At 43.5% G+C, this 16,148-nt stretch carries 10 protein-coding genes; 8 read left to right on the forward strand and 2 right to left on the reverse strand.

The annotated features are described in order from the left end of the window. Nucleotides 1–2 precede the first annotated feature (2 nt). From AAGR14_RS01770 to AAGR14_RS01780, 3 genes are all read left to right on the forward strand, one after another. Nucleotides 3–1,562 carry a SusD/RagB family nutrient-binding outer membrane lipoprotein gene (locus AAGR14_RS01770; RefSeq protein ID WP_342646879.1) on the forward strand — a complete coding sequence of 520 codons (1,560 nt, stop codon included), beginning with the start codon at nt 3–5 and terminating at the stop codon, nt 1,560–1,562. A 16-nt stretch (nt 1,563–1,578) separates the two neighbouring features. Next, on the forward strand, nt 1,579–2,475 hold the full coding sequence (locus AAGR14_RS01775) for a DUF1735 domain-containing protein (protein ID WP_342646880.1): 897 nt from the start codon (nt 1,579–1,581) through the stop codon (nt 2,473–2,475). A gap of 569 nt (nt 2,476–3,044) precedes the next feature. Continuing rightward, nucleotides 3,045–5,678 (forward strand): TIM-barrel domain-containing protein, encoded by a 2,634-nt coding sequence (locus AAGR14_RS01780; RefSeq protein WP_342646881.1) that lies wholly within the window; start codon nt 3,045–3,047, stop codon nt 5,676–5,678. 309 nt (nt 5,679–5,987) lie between these two features. On the opposite strand, the gene AAGR14_RS01785 is transcribed toward AAGR14_RS01780, so the two are convergent. Beyond that, on the reverse strand, nt 5,988–7,457 hold the full coding sequence (locus tag AAGR14_RS01785) for a PAS domain S-box protein (RefSeq protein WP_342646882.1): 1,470 nt from the start codon (nt 7,455–7,457) through the stop codon (nt 5,988–5,990). A gap of 316 nt (nt 7,458–7,773) precedes the next feature. Here AAGR14_RS01785 and AAGR14_RS01790 point away from each other — a divergent pair, with 316 nt between their 5' ends. After that, the gene (locus AAGR14_RS01790) at nt 7,774–9,702 is read left to right on the forward strand and encodes a PAS domain-containing sensor histidine kinase (protein WP_342646883.1); all 1,929 of its coding nucleotides are present in this window, start codon (nt 7,774–7,776) and stop codon (nt 9,700–9,702) included. 107 nt (nt 9,703–9,809) lie between these two features. Here AAGR14_RS01790 and AAGR14_RS01795 read toward each other — a convergent pair whose 3' ends face one another. Continuing rightward, nucleotides 9,810–10,874, reverse strand: coding sequence for a COX15/CtaA family protein (locus AAGR14_RS01795; protein ID WP_342646884.1), 1,065 nt, complete (start codon nt 10,872–10,874; stop codon nt 9,810–9,812). A 215-nt stretch (nt 10,875–11,089) separates the two neighbouring features. Here AAGR14_RS01795 and AAGR14_RS01800 point away from each other — a divergent pair, with 215 nt between their 5' ends. The 4 genes from AAGR14_RS01800 (at nt 11,090) to ccoS (ending at nt 16,125) form a co-directional block, all read left to right on the forward strand. Beyond that, nucleotides 11,090–12,562, forward strand: a complete 1,473-nt coding sequence (locus tag AAGR14_RS01800; protein WP_342646885.1) for a L,D-transpeptidase family protein — start codon at nt 11,090–11,092, stop codon at nt 12,560–12,562. Between the two features lie 29 nt (nt 12,563–12,591). Beyond that, the gene (locus tag AAGR14_RS01805) at nt 12,592–13,473 is read left to right on the forward strand and encodes a universal stress protein (protein ID WP_342646886.1); all 882 of its coding nucleotides are present in this window, start codon (nt 12,592–12,594) and stop codon (nt 13,471–13,473) included. A gap of 106 nt (nt 13,474–13,579) precedes the next feature. Continuing rightward, nucleotides 13,580–15,967: a heavy metal translocating P-type ATPase metal-binding domain-containing protein gene (locus tag AAGR14_RS01810; protein WP_342646887.1), complete on the forward strand. Its 2,388-nt coding sequence runs from the start codon at nt 13,580–13,582 to the stop codon at nt 15,965–15,967. Beyond that, complete coding sequence (gene ccoS, locus AAGR14_RS01815; RefSeq protein WP_342646888.1) at nt 15,964–16,125, forward strand: cbb3-type cytochrome oxidase assembly protein CcoS; 162 nt, start codon at nt 15,964–15,966, stop codon at nt 16,123–16,125. The genes AAGR14_RS01810 and ccoS overlap by 4 nt, the downstream gene beginning before the upstream one ends. Nucleotides 16,126–16,148 lie beyond the last annotated feature (23 nt).

Here is a 16,148-nt window from a genome sequence, read left to right on the forward strand (position 1 = left end):
CAATGAAAAAAGTATATACCCTATCAATAATAGCGCTTAGTTTAGCGTTTGGTGCTTGTAAAAAGGGGTTCGATATCAATGACAATCCTAACAGTGCTACCAGTGCATCGCCTGGGTTGGTTTTAACAAACGCACTGAATACCACCGCAAGAAATACCACAGGCTCTTACGAGTTTTACCGTTTTGCTGCTCCATGGATTGGTTACTGGAACTTTAGCGGAGCCTATTCTGGATTTTTGGAAGAACGTAGTTATAACATCACTTCCAATTATGCAGGGGCCACCGCCACTTGGGCAAACCTGTACGGTAACTTAAGAGATTACCAATATCTTGAACAACAGGGCAGGGCACTCAACAAACCCTATTTTGTAGCCTTTGCTAAAACCATGAAAGCGTTTGACTTTCAGTATCTGGTAGACTTTTATGGAGATATTCCTTATAGCCAGGCCCTGCAATCTACTGCTATCATTCGCCCTAAGTACGATAAGGACATGGCAGTTTATGAGGATTTAGCAAAACAGTTAGATTCTGCAGCTACCATCTTTAAAGCCAACGTTGGTAAAGTAGCCAGTAGTGACGTACCGTTTGATATTTTATATGGCGGAAACTTAAGTAAATGGGGTAAGCTGGCCAATACCATTAAGCTGCGCCTGCTGCTGCGCCAAACTGAAATATCAGGAAGAACCGCTTATATTAAATCTGAAATTGCGAAGATTGATGCAAACGGTTTGGGTTATATTAATGTAGGAGAAACTGCAAACGTACAGCCAGGATATTTGAATAGTGATGGTAAACTGAATCCTTTTTATGCCAACTTTGGATACACTGCTGCTGCCGACAAAACACTGCAGGCCGGTCACCAATACTATCTTGCTGCTGCTTATTCACTTAATTTTTACCAGGACAATGCGGATGCACGTTTAGGCAGATTTTATACCACTATTAACGAGGGTGCCGGTACAACTTATGTGGGTCACCCATTTGGACCAATAGCTACCAACGCCGAAAAACCCGATCAGATCTCAGCCATCGGGCCGGGACTTGTGAGCTTTTCAAGCGATGCGACCAAGCCACAACCTTTAATTACAGATTTTGAAAGTTTGTTTTTACAAGCGGAGGCGGCTCAACGCGGGCTAATTGCCGGTAACCCAAAAACGTTGTATATGTCTGCAGTAACTCAGTCATTTGTAGCACTGGATTTAACCTCGGCCGACGCAGCAAGCTATATGGGCTCTCATCCGGTAGCCAATTGGGACGATGCAGCCAATAACGGATCGAGTAATAGTGCAGAAGGCACCAGCTATGATAATAAACTGGTTTTAATTATTAAGCAGAAGTGGGCGTCGTTAAATGGTTTTAACGATATTGAAGCTTGGTGCGACTACAGAAGGCTTGGCTTGCCAGCAGATATTCCAATCTCAAATAACCCTGCTGCCACCACCCGTAAAATACCGGTAAGAATGCCTTATCCGCAAAGCGAGTATAACTATAACCCGGAAAATGTTGGTGCAGAAGGTATCATCAGCCAGTTTACCAGCAGAGTGTTTTGGGATGTTAAATAATTAAAATAAAGCAATCATGACAAAAAACAATATATTCAAAGGCCTTTTGCCAATACTTTTGGCGGCCGTCATAGTGTCGTGTAAGGATAGTTATGTGCAGCCCGATTTTACCAAGGTTTCACCTATAGTTGAACTGCCGGTAGCCAGTTTAGCAGGCAACGGTGGCGGCAATTCGATGAGTGCAAGCTTCTCTATACAATCAGCACCAACCGATTATTTCATTTACGTTAATTACGCCGCTCCTGATGCTAACCCATCGGATGTAGGCGTTAGTTTAGCAGTTGACACAGCTACCTTAGGTAAATTCAACAGAACTAACGGTAGTAACTATCCGCTTTTACCAGCTGCAGACTATAGTTTAAGTAATTCTATAACCATACCTGCCGGGCAACGTAAAGTAGAGTATCACATTAAATTTAATACTTCGTTAATTGATCCTTCGGCCACTTATGCCTTGCCACTTAAAATTGTAAACGCCTCGGGGGCAACCGTGAGCTCGAATTTTGGTTCGTTGACTCTTTTAATTGGTGTTAAAAACATCTATGATGGTACTTATACAATTAAAGGGCAAATTACCAGAAACTCAGCAACAGGGCCCGATACCAACCTGGGCGGTTTCTTAAAATCAGGTTTAACAACCAAAGTGGGTACGTTAACAGCCACATCCAGTCCTTTTAGTCAATATTGGAGAGATGGTAGCGCAACAGGCGGTATTGATGGTCTTTTTTTAACAGTAAATCCAGCAACAAACGCCGTAACTATAGCTTCTACCGGTAATGCAACATTGAAAAATACACCAGGTTATAACAGCCGTTATGACCCGGCAACAAAAACTTTCTATTTAGCATTTGATTGGGGTACCGCCCCATCAACCCGGATTGTTGTTGATACTTTAGTTTATAAGGGTCAATAGTAAGTTATTGAGCCGGTTACTATTTCAAATAGTAGCCGGCTTTACACAATTAGCATTACGTGAAGCAAACCATGCTGTTGTTGAACGAAAGAAAAAAGAGCGAGCCAGATCTGTTAATAAAAAAGTTAAAAATGTTCTTTATAATTGGACTCGCTCTTTACGTTATCATTCAAATACCGGCAGCTTGAAAATGATACCGTAGGTTATTTATGTAACGGCCTTCAGATTATATCTAAGGCCTTTTTAGATATAATAGATAAAGCATATTAATTAATTCAACTGTTGTACTTGCCATTAGAGTAAAGGCTACGCTTTTTTTAAGCGCACCCTATCGGCAGTTCTGATTACTTCAATTAGGTTGAGTCAGCAAATTTCCTATCCGCTTCACCAATTCTTACATCACTAAATTTAAGTTGTTAAATAGTGATTTAGCTGTAAACGAAATAAGGCTGTCAATGCTCTAAAGTCCTTTAATTACTATCAGCTTATTTATCCTAATACCGGTCTGTATATTTACCGTCAGAACGACTTTTTTATTAAATTCTTTTCATTACCTCGTAGCAGAACTTATGTCTTATCTCATTGCCTCCCGACTTCAATGGTTGAAATTTATAGTCTTTTTAGTGTTGCTGACGCAGTTGTCGCTTTCGGCCTATGCCCAAAAGATATTGGAACCACGGGCCAATCCTAAAGCAATGGTGCAAGAGGGCAATGTTCGTTTTACAGTACTTACGCCGAGGCTCATTCGAATGGAGTGGACCACAAGCGGTACGTTTACCGACAATGCCACTTTTATAGTGGTTAATCGCAATTTGCCGGTACCTCGTTTTACAACAGTTAAAGGTAATGGACAAGTTATTATTAAGACCGATGAATTGGAGTTGCAATATAAAATAGGATCGGGAAAGTTTACCAACCAAAATCTTTCCGTTAAACTTTTGGATACAAAGCACCCTTTTACCTGGACACCTGGATTAAAACAAACGGGCAACCTAAAAGGCACTTACCGCACGCTTGATAATTATGACGGGGATGAACAGATTTGGGATAAAACCAAAATGGAACTGGAAGATGGCTTACTGGCAACTGACGGCTGGACTTTGATTGATGACTCTAAAAGCCTCCTTTTTGACCATAGCGACTGGCCTTGGGTAATGCCGCGGGTTACCACCGATCATCAGGATCTTTACCTTATGGGCTACGGTCGTCAATATAAAAAGGCATTGTTTGACTTTACGCAAATAGCAGGGCGGGTGCCCTTGCCACCCAGGTATGCGTTTGGCTATTGGTGGTCGAGGTATTGGAGCTATTCTGATAACGAAGTGCGTAATGTGGTACATAATTTTGAGCAGCGTCAGTTACCGTTGGATGTCTTTGTGGTAGATATGGACTGGCACAATACAGATAGTTTACGGGCAAAAGATGATGTATTTGAACAGCCTAAAGGCTGGACAGGCTGGACCTGGAATGAAAGATTGTTCCCTAATCCTGATGGATTTTTACATTGGATGAAAGATCAGGATTTGAAAGTAACGCTCAACCTGCATCCGGCTTCGGGTATTGCACCCTTTGAAGAGCCCTACCAAAGAACAGCACGTTACTTAAATTTTGATACTACCGGTAAGGCTAACATTCCGTTTGCAGGGTCAGACAAGCGTTTTATGCAGGCGCTTTTTAACACCGTGTTGCATCCGATGGAGAAAAAAGGCGTAAGCTTTTGGTGGCTCGACTGGCAGCAATGGCCTAACGATAAAAAGATAAAAGACTTAAACAATACCTGGTGGCTTAACTACACCTTTTTTACCGACATGGAACGCACATCGGCGGTGCGTCCTATGTTATATCACCGCTGGGGTGGTTTGGGCAACCATCGCTACCAGATAGGTTTTTCGGGCGATGCAGTTATCTCGTGGAAATCGCTGGCTTTTCAGCCATACTTCACCAGCAGTGCCTCTAATGTGTTGTACGGATACTGGAGCCATGACATCGGCGGCCACCAGTTTGGTCGGGGGGCCGAGCGGGTGCTAAACCCCGAGTTGTATGTGCGCTGGATGCAGTTTGGTGCCTTAAGTCCGATTTTTCGTACACACTCTACCAAAAGTGCGTCTCTTAACAAAGAAGTCTGGAACTTTCAGGGCGAATATTATGATGCCCTAAGTAACGCTATCCGGCTGCGTTACCAGCTGGCGCCATACATTTATACCATGGCCCGTAAAACTTACGATACCGGCCTGTCGCTATGCCGGCCTTTGTATTATGATGATCCGGAAACTAAAGAAGCCTACGAAAATCCGTCAGAGTATATGTTTGGCGATAATCTATTGGTAGCGCCAATTGTGAGTGCCATGGAAAACGGCATTGCTAAGAAAAAGGTGTGGCTGCCGGCCGGGAATAATTGGTTTGAATGGAATACTGGTGCGCTGTTAAAAGGCGGGCAATATGTAAACCGCGTATTTGGCTTGGAAGAGTACCCTATTTATGTAAAGGCAGGTGCGGTGCTGCCCACTTATCCTAATGTAAAAAACTTAAGTCATGATCCCGAACAATGTGTGCTTGCAGTGTTTCCTGGCGCCGATGGCGCAACTAAAGTTTATGAGGATGGCGGCAATAGTAAAGATTATGCCAGTGCTTATGCGTACACTCAAGTAGTATCCAGACATTTGCCCGGGCGCATACAAAAAATTACCATTATGCCCCGAAAAGGGCAGTATGCGGGTATGGCATTGAGCAGGACCTACCGTTTGCAACTGTACGGTGCCGAAATGCCCGTGCAAATTGTGGCTAATGGTAAAAAACTCAATTACACCACTGAAACTAACACAAAAGACTGGAGTTATAACGGGCAGGAACTTTCGGTAAATATACCTTTAGCCAAAGCAAATGCTGTACAACAGCAGGAAGTTACTGTGTACTATAGTAAAACAGACAGCATTGATGTAAACAACGGGCTGGTGCGGAAGTTTAGGCAGCTTAGCAAAGGTATAACTGCATTAAAGTTTAAAGATGCCGGTATCATATTACCTCATGTGGTAGGTAACTGCGAAGAAACCAACTTGCGCCTGCAATACTATCCGGCTCAGTTTTATAAAGCGCTTAACTATTTTAATCAGCATTTTACCGAGATACCCAAAGCAGTAGAAAAGGCAACTAACGCGAGTAACGCTACCTGGTTTCAGGAATATTTCAAGGCCAATTTACAATAGCAACTATAGTTGTAGTACTGAAAGACGAACGATAAATAGCTTGTTATCAAACAGAAAAACAATATGTTGTTGTTGACTCCGGCTGATGTAATTACATAACTTTTTAAAACATTGATAAAGGCACTAATTAGGGTTTAATAAGTTACAAATACTATTTATTTAAATTTTGTAACACTCTCAAGCAGAGCTTGAATAATGATAAAGGTGAAAAAAAATTGAGTTGGTACGATGCGGTTGCAATCAATCTTATTACGCTATCAAGAAAAATGATGAGTATAAATTTTTAAAAGCCGGTAAATAGATATTTTATCATCCATGCTGCAAGTAACGTTCCGTTGATTCATTTTTATATAAAACGAATTTAACCGTAAATGTAGTACCATATCCCGGGGTGCTCTCCGCTGAAATAGTACCGCCCATAGCTTCAACCTGGTTTTTTACTAAATACAAGCCCATGCCTCGTGCATCAGGATGGCGGTGGAATGTTTTATACATTCCAAACAGCTTATTCCCATGGCGTGACAGATCAATTCCCTGACCGTTGTCTTTTACCTTAAATATGATTTGCCCATTAAGTATTTCAGCTTTGATCAATATAAGTGCTTGCCGGTCAGGATTTTTATATTTAAGGGCATTACTTATTAAATTGATGATTACGCTTTCTAAATATGCAGGATGAAAGTGTACATGAAATTCATCAGGGATTTCTACTGATATTTCCGCTTCGTTCTTTTCAATTGAAGCAGAAAAAATTTCGAGCACACGCTGAACTGCTTGCTTCAAATTAAGAGAAACCTTCTCTATGCCGGCACCGTCATGTACCTTAACCACCTCGTTTAGATAATCAAGCGTTTCCAGGATGTTTTCTGAATTTTCGTTGAGCATTTGGAGCATTCGCTCACGTTCTTCTTCCTCCTGCTCCTGCAAAACCATGTCGGTAAGCATTTTCATATTACCGGTATGAGACCGTAAGTTATGCGAAACAATATGAGCGAAATTAAGAAGCCGGCTGTTTTGATTCCGGATCGTTTCCTCGTCCTCTTTTCGTTCGGTAATGTCTTTAATTTGCGAAACAAAGTACATCGGCTCGCCAGATTCATTACGTATTAACGACACATTCAGCAAAGCCCAGATTACAGTCCCTGTGGCATGGAAGTATCTCTTTTCCATACTATAGGACGTTATTTTGCCGTCAAGCAATTGCTGTAGGAGTTTAAGGTCTTTATCCAAATCTTCAGGATGAGTAAAGTCCTGAAAAGTGTGCTGAAGAAAGTTGTGCTCCATATAACCCAGCATTTCACATAAGCTCGTATTAACTTTTATCCAGCCGCCAGTAAGTGATACGAGCGCCATGCCTATCGGTGCAAAGTCAAAGGCATTGCTAAACAACTTTTCACGTTCTTTTAATAGCGCTACCATCTCGGTGTGCTGCGTGATATCCTCAAGCGTCCCGTATATGGAAATGCATTCTCCGTTAGCGCAAGTTGCCTGCAAGCGGACCCTTACCCATTTATGTTTATGCGTAGGGGTAATAATTTCGAAAGTTCCGGTTTCAGATGTCTTTGAAGTAATTGCTTTAGTAATGAGTGCCCTTACTTGTTCTGGCTGCTTGTATAAGCCAATGGATTCTTCCAGGCTGGGGTTATATTCATCACTTACTTCTAATATTGATCTTATAATTTGGTTCCAGTAAACCTTACCAGTCTTAAGATTGCGTTCAAAAATTCCCAGGCCTGCCAAAGGCGTAACGCGCTGATAAAGTTCAAGTCTTGTTTGCATATTTATATTAGGCGCTATAGTATTGTCTCAAAGCAAACGGAAGCACAGTACTGTTTAAGAAGTGCTTCTTTAGTTTTCATGCAATTTTACCTAATCATAACGTAAAAGTGCTTTCATAGGTTACAAATATGTTCAAACATGGATATAGAATGAGATAATGAGGAAATATATTTTATATATTGAAGTAGTAGAGCATTCTGCATCCGGAAACACCTCCATTAAGCATTTAATTATAATGTCAGGTAAAGCTGTTTTGCGCCACCGTCAAAAGAAGATACGTATATTTGAGGTGTACTCCTACAGGTTTTAGACAGATATGCAAAATAGCACTTCGCCCGGATCGAATATTCCTGATTTTCTCAAAGGCAGTGGTCGGGCCAGGAAGCTCCTGCAGCAGATGGACTGGTCGGTTACACCGCTTGGCCATCCATTACTATGGGAGCCGGTCTTAAAAACTACTGTTGAATTTATGCTGAATTCACCATTGCCAAAGTGTGTGATCTGGGGGGAGGAATTTATTCAGATCTACAACGATGCTTATTGGTCTATTATCGACTTTCAAAACCTTCCTGTGACTCCCGGTAAAAGTGCAAAAGCCGGGCTAGCCCCCATCTGGAATCAAATCGGTGAAGGATATGAAAGGGTCATGAAAGGCGAAACTATTATTCTTAGAGATTATAAGCTAGATAAAAACAATGATCAGTTACCGGACAGATATTTTGATTTTTATAAAGCACCGATATGGCGGGAAGATGGATCTGTCGGCGGAATTCTCCTGACAGCAATTGAAACTACAGAAAAAGTCAGCGCTAACGAAGAACTTGCCAGAAGCAGAGAAAGCCTTATGCTAATTATGCGCTCTGCGCCCGTTGCCATGGTGGTATTTAACGGCCCGGACTTCGTTGTTGAAATAGCCAATGACAAGGCGTTAAAGTTGTGGGGTAGATCTGCGGATGCTGTTATTGGTAAACCCATTCTGGAAGGCATTTCTGAATTTAAGGGCCAGGGCTTTGAACAGATATTTGATGAGGTGTTTAAAGCTGGCTCGTCCATACAGCTCAAAGAAAAGCTGGTATGCCTGTCAAGCGGGCAAAAGACAGAATCTATTTACCTGGACCTTTCTTATGAGCCTTTGCGGAATGGGGAGAATAAGATTTACGGCGTCATATCGACTTGTGTAGATGTTACGGCATCCGTGGTAGCCCGCCATCAGTTGGAAGATGCCGAAGAGCGTACAAGGGTGGCTTTACAGGCTGCAGACATGGGCACTTTTGACCTGCAAGTGGAAACACATTATATTGTTACATCTGACCGGTTTGATGAAATATTTGGCATTGATAAATCGGATAACCACGACGATTACTTTGACGTTATACATCCTGATGACCTGGGCGACCGGCAAAAAACCTTGAATGACGCATTTGTCACCGGCAGGCTGCTTCAAGAGTACAGAGTTATTAAAAGAAGCGGCGATATGCCCTGGGTGCGCATTCAGGGAAAGGTTTATTTTAATCATGCTGGCAAGCCGGTTAGAATACTAGGTACCGCTTTAGACATCACCGAACAGCGACGGTTGCAGCAGGTGAAAGATGATTTTATCAGTATTGCCAGCCATGAACTTAAGACACCGCTCACTTCTTTGAATGCCTCTTTGCAGCTGCTGAGCCGGAAGATTAACACCGGAGATGCTGTTGTAAATGCTATGCTTGGACAGGCAAACAGCAGTTTGAAAAAGCTGACCAAGCTTTCCGGAGACCTTCTGGACGTTTCAAAGATCAGGACTGGAAAAGGGGCGTTAAACTTAAGCAGAATCCGCATGGCTGATCTGGCGAAGTCTGCGGGCGCGAATTTGTTGGCATTTTCAAAACATCGCCTGATCATTTCCGGCGATATTGAAGCAACCGTCGTAGCTGACGGGGGAAAGATTGAACAGGTGCTGACTAACTTTATCAGTAATGCAGCCAAGTATGCGCCTGAATCCAAGGATATCACCGTGCTTATTAAAAGCAATACAGCGCAGGTAAAAGTTGCGGTAATTGATAAAGGGCCAGGAATACCGGAAGAAATATTGCCAAGGCTTTTTGACCGGTACTTTCAGGCTGGCAGCAGTGCAGTACAATTTTCTGGTTTAGGATTGGGTTTATTCATTGCTGCCGAAATTATCAGGTCGCACGGTGGTACGATCGGCGTAGAAAGTAAAGTTGGTAACGGAAGTGCCTTTTGGTTTTCGCTGCCTGATAAGTAATAGCATACCAGTACAGACATCCTAGCTGAAATTAATAAGGGTAGCCTTAATGACTTCACTTTTCGCTTTCACAGGTATATTTTACTGCTCAAAATCTTTGAAGCTCATCATATTTTGGTGGACTGCTTTTTTATTGAAGAGCTGCTTGTTAAATAGTAACCAGTTAAGAAAGTAAGCCATATCAGCACACCGGTAAACTGATGAAGTACCGCATAATGCATGGTGTGGCCAGTAACGCTGGTTAGTAAAGCGAGCACGCCCAGCACAATTTGTACGGTAATAAGCAGTAGTGGCAGCCAGCGATACTGCCTTATCCATGATTGCCGGGGCACTTTGCCTGCGGCAATAAACCAAATGACACTAGATAGGGTAATAAGGTAAGCCAGCGTACGGTGTATAAACTGCACTACCAGCGGCTGATCAATCAAATCGTGCCGAAAGTCGTTACCATTCCAAAGCGCATTTGTGGGGAGAAGCGTTCCATTTATGTCGGGCCATGTGGGTGCATACAGTGCGGCACGCATACCAGCCATAAAAGCGCCGTAAGTGAGCTGGCACGCCACTAAAGTCAGTAACGTTAGCATTAACCCTTGTAAGGATGGATGGCCTGCCAGTTTATCGGTGGGAACACTGCGCTTTAACACAACCCAAAGCAGATAGCTCAGTAAAAACAGCGCACACATAAAGTGTATGGCCAGCCGGATATGGCTTACCTTAACGTCGGTATCATTTAAACCACTTTGAACCATTATCCAGCCTATAGCGCCTTGTAGTCCCCCTAACAGGAATAATATCAGCAGGGGCTTTATCATATTTTTGCTGATCTGCCTGCGGATAATAAACCAAATGAACGGAATTAGAAAAACCAAACCCATCAGTCGGGCCCATTCCCGGTGCAACCACTCCCAAAAAAAGATGGCTTTATAATCGGCCAGGGTAAAGTGACTATTTAGCCTTTTGAATTGTGCAATATGCTGATACTTTTCAAAGCTATCCTGCCATGCTTGCCGGGTAAGTGGAGGCAGTGCACCCAAAAGCGGTTTCCACTCAGTAATGGATAATCCTGAACCGGTTAGGCGAGTAATGCCGCCCAGTGAAATTTGAACAACGAGCATAATCAGCCCCAGGCATAGCCAGGAGGTAATCAGCCGTTGGTTATGCCTATACGTCATAAGTTGTGGCGGGGTAGCGGACATGTTTAAATCTGCAAAGCTTAACACACATGCAAGTTGCATCAAATGCCGCTGTCAGGAAATGACGATGCTCACTTTTAAACCCGGCATTTCCTTAAAGCAGCATTTAACCCTTGTTAATCATCACGTATGGGAATGACCAGCATCACTATTCAATTGCTGGTTTAGCCGCACTTTTACATCATCAAAAGGTTATGATGAAAAAGCTGCTAGATTTCTCCACATCAAAAAGTTATCTGTATATCGGCGTTTGTGTTTTACTAATGATGCTCAGTTTATGTGCAGAAAGTAAACCCGGCCACGGTCAATCCGGATTTATACATCCTGCAAATGATACAGTACTTCAGGCTGACATACAGACCGCCTTAAAATTGTATCATCATGAGCTGTATTTTCCAAAATCTGTCAAACGTTTTTACAGCAGCACTAATTTTTCATGTATGTGGGTATTGCCCACAAATAAAGCCAGTCGAACCTGGCAGGCCATGCTGGCGCTGGATTGCGTGCTGCAATTCGGCTTAAACCATGCCGATTATCATCCTAATGACTTGAAGTATGGGCAATTGCAGCAAATGATGGAAAAGCCGCAAACGATAAGTAACGCCACAAAGGCGCGCTTTGAAATTATACTTACCGATGCCATGCTAAACTTGATCAATAACCTGCATTACGGCAAGTTAAATCCTGATTTTCCGTCAGCTAAGATTGATGATTTTGAATCATCGACATTCAGCGCAGAAACGATTCTGCAGTTAGCCCTGCACAGTGCCGATTTAATGAGTGCCGTTACCAATGTACAGCCCCATTCAGGACAATATACACTATTGCAAGACCAGTTGCGACTGGCAACCGCCCAGTATATCGGCGATTGCTATGAGGTGCCCGAAGCCACCATTCGTAAAATGGCTGTGAACCTGGAAAGGCTGCGCTGGCTGGGGAATACTGAGCGTACCTATATACAGGTTAATATTCCGTGCTATACATTAAGGTTCTGCAAGCCCGATACTACTTACCAATTTCGGGTAATCGTAGGTAAGCCTACAACCCCAACCCCGACCCTGCAAAGCGCCATTACACATTTTACCACTGCACCCGAGTGGAAAATGCCACAAAAAATTTTTGTAAAAGAACTATTGCCCAAAGCACTCAAAGATACCGCCTATTTGGAAAACAATCATTTTGCCATTTATAACCATAAGGGAGCATATGTAGTTCCCGGCAAGCAAAACCTCAAACAGGTGCTACAAAACGTTTCTAAATACTACGCAAGGCAGTCAGGCGGTTGCGATAATGCCTTGGGGCTGGTCGTGTTTCGCTTTGCTAACCCTTTCGCTGTTTATTTACACGACACTCCACAGCAGCAACTGTTCAATAAGACTAACAGAGCGCTTAGTCATGGCTGTATAAGGGTTGAGCACGCCGCAGAACTTGCGGCACTGCTGTTGCAAAATGATGGCGCTACAGGTAAGATACCCATCTTGAAAAAATCTATGGCGGCTGATCAAAATCAATCTTTTGTACTCAAAAAGCGGTTGCCTTTGGCTATTACTTATCTTACTTGTGAAGTTGAAAATGGCTTACTAACAACCTATAACGATGTCTATCATCTAGACAGTGCTTTAGAACAAGCCTTATATCCTTCATCAACGCAGTTGGTATTGCAATAGATGAGCAAATAATTAAAAATTCAAATGTTATGAAAACTATCGTTGTGCTTACTGATTTTTCTGCCCAATCTGAAAATGCAGCCCGGTTTGCAATGAGCCTGGCACAGCAAGTTAAGGCGCGTATATTACTATGTCATGCATTTGCTGTACCTGCCGAAGCTGTTGGAGCTGTCCAGTTGTCCTGGCCGCTTGAGGATTACGCCTGCTTAAAAGAAGCAAGTTTGCAAAACTTGAATAAACTTGCGCATATATTGAAAAGCGAGGCTGAAGAACACGGTTTTACTGCTCACGAAATACCGCCTATAGAATGCTTTAACCAGGCAGGTTCGGTGGCTGATGTTGTCAATAATGTGTCCTTGAATGAGCGGGCTTGCATGGTAATTTTAGGAGTTACTCATCAGCATGCATTTGAACGTTTCTTGTGGGGAAACAACGGTAATAACTTGATAGACTGCGCCGATGTACCGCTTTTGTTTGTACCTGCAGCATATGCTTATAAACCTATCCAACGGATTGCATTTGCCACTGACTGGAAGGATACTGATTTGACTACAATACACAGTCTTAGTCAGTTGGCGAAAAACTTTGATGCCGCTTTGCTGGTAACGCATATCACGCCCCCGGCACCACTCGATTGGGAAACGAATGATGAGGAAGAACGATTTCTGAATCAAGTAACAACAAAAATAAACTACGACCATATTTATTACCGGCAAATTACCAATGAGGATGTGAACGACGGGCTCTCCTGGCTTTCCCTTTATGGTCGTATTGAGATGCTCGCTATGGTTCATCGCCAATGCAGTATGGCCGGACGTTTAATTATGGGAAGTCATACCAAGCACATGGCTGAGGCCACTGCAGTTCCATTGATGGTGTTCCGGGATCATGCCAGACCGGTAACCTTTTAAATGTTTGTGTTAAGCAAAAATGTGAGCAGGATCATTTTTTTGCTTAACGTCCATCATTCATCCAGCCAGCACGAATCCTCAATTTTGGCGCTGTAAACTATTGAATATGGCTATAAAATCCATTGCCTTGAGCACCTGTTACCATTGTGGAAACGATTGCGAGGAAGGTCATTACGAACTGGACGATAAGTTTTTTTGTTGTGCCGGTTGCCGGGGCGTTTACCAGGTACTGTCACAAAGCGGATTGTGCAATTACTATACCTACAACGATCATCCCGGCGCTAACCGTGCCCGTTTGGACAGGCGATTTGAGTACCTGGATGAACCCCAAATTGTTAACGACCTGATTGATTATACCGATGATCAAATTACGGTGGTTACTTTATATATTCCGTACATTCATTGCAGTTCCTGCATTTGGTTGCTAGAGCAACTCAATCGTATCAATCCGGCGATTTACCACAGCCGGATTGATTTTCTGAAAAAGCAGGTCAACATACGTTTCAGCAACGATGGCATGAACCTGCGTCAGCTGGTTGAACTGTTGTTCGACATCGGTTATGAACCCCTCATTAGTTTACAGGATATTGTTAAAAAGCAGCAAACCGGGCAAAATGACCACTTGGTACGCAAGATTGCAGTAGCCGGCTTTTGCTTTGGTAACGTGATGCTCATCAGTTTTCCCGAATATTTAGGTCTGTCGGAATATGAGCAAACCTTCCGTCAATTTTTTGGATGGCTAAACATCTTCTTTTCCTTGCCTATGGTGTTTTACAGCGGTACCGAATATTTTGTGTCGGCCTGGAACAACCTGCGCAACAAAGTGCTTAGCATTGATTTTCCGCTGGCGCTGGGTATAGCTGTATTGTTTATCCGTACGGTGGCTGAAATAGGGCTGCATACCGGGCCGGGTTTTGCCGATACTTTGTGTGGGTTGGTGTTCTTTTTACTGGTGGGCAAGTTTGTGCAGCGCAAAACGTATTATCATATCTCTTTTGAGCGCGATTACCGTTCATTTTTCCCAGTGGCGGTTCAGGTGATGGAAGAGGGCAAAGAAAAGCCGCTGCCATTATCTGAATTGAAAGTCGGGCAGCGTATCCGTATTCGTCACAACGAAATTATTCCGGCTGATGCTATTCTGTTGCAAGGCGAAGCCCTGGTGGATTTTAGCTTTGTCACCGGCGAGTCGGTTCCGGTAGCGAAGACCCTGGGCGAGGTGGTCTATGCCGGGGGGCGGCAAACCGGCGAGGCATTGGAACTGGAGGTGATCAAACCTGTATCGCAAAGCTACCTTACCCAGCTGTGGAACAACGAGGCTTTTACCCGCCAGCAAGACAACCGCATGCGAACCTTTAACGAAACAGTGAGCAAATACTTTACGATCGTTTTGCTGGTTGTTGCATTGGGCTCATTGTTTTTCTGGATGCCTACAGATCTGGCCCGGGGGTTATCAGCCTTTACGGCCGTGCTAATTGTGGCTTGCCCATGTGCGCTGGCCCTAAGTACACCATTTACCATGTCGGCCGCGCTCAGCATCTTCGACCGTAATTTCTTTTATCTGAAAAATACGGCGGTGGTTGAGCAGCTGGCCCGTATTAACACCATTGTGCTCGATAAGACTGGTACCATAACTACCGGTGGCAGCAGCAACGCCGTTAGCAAACCTGGCGTGTTGACCGACCTGGAAAAGCAGATTGTTTACACCCTGTGCAGTAATTCCAGTCACCCCTTAAGCCGGCAAATTTGCCAGGTAGTAGGTGAGAAGCCACAGCTAGCCATCAGTGGCTATCAGGAAATACCTGGTAAAGGTATTTCAGGTTTTGTAGAAGGTCATCAGGTAAAAGTTGGTAGCGCCTCTTTTATGCACTACAGGGGAGAGGTTAATTCAGGAACCGAAGTGCACATTATGATTGATGATATTTATTGTGGGGCTTTTATTTTTAAACAGCGTATCCGCCACGGACTCAAAGAAATTTTTAGCCTAAAACCAGAATACAAATTTTACCTGCTTTCGGGCGACCAGGACCACGAGCGGGCAGCTATGGCTGAGTTTTTTGGCGACGATGGTTACATGCACTTTAAAAAATCCCCGCAAGAAAAGCTCAACTTTATTAGATCGCTTGAACTGGCCGATCGAAAAGTCATGATGATAGGAGATGGACTAAACGATTCAGGGGCCTTGAAGCAAAGTGATCTGGGCGTGGCCATTACCGACGATGTAAACAATTTCTCGCCGGGCAGCGATGCAATTCTGGATGGCAAGTCGCTGTATAAGTTGCCGGCCTTTTTCAGGTTTTCAAAAGACACCGTAACTATTATTCACCTATCGTTCCTGATATCGCTTACCTACAACCTGATCGGGTTGAGTTATGCCGTAACCGGGAATCTGTCTCCCTTAATAGCGGCTATTCTGATGCCGTTAAGTACGGCCACTATCATATTATTTACCAGTATTGCTACGCATGTAGCCGCTAAGAAACGCAAACTGTTATGAGCATTATCTATTTCCTGATCGGGTGCAGTATCCTGCTGGCGCTCGTTTTTCTGGGTGCCTTTTTTTGGGCTCAGCGCCATGGCCAGCACGACGATTTGTATACCCCGTCAGTACGCATTTTATTAGACGATCAGTCGTCCGACGAAACTAAAAAGTGATGAAGGTCAGGTTTTCATCAAAC

Origin of the sequence: Mucilaginibacter sp. CSA2-8R (assembly GCF_038806765.1) — a bacterium.
Taxonomy (GTDB): domain Bacteria; phylum Bacteroidota; class Bacteroidia; order Sphingobacteriales; family Sphingobacteriaceae; genus Mucilaginibacter.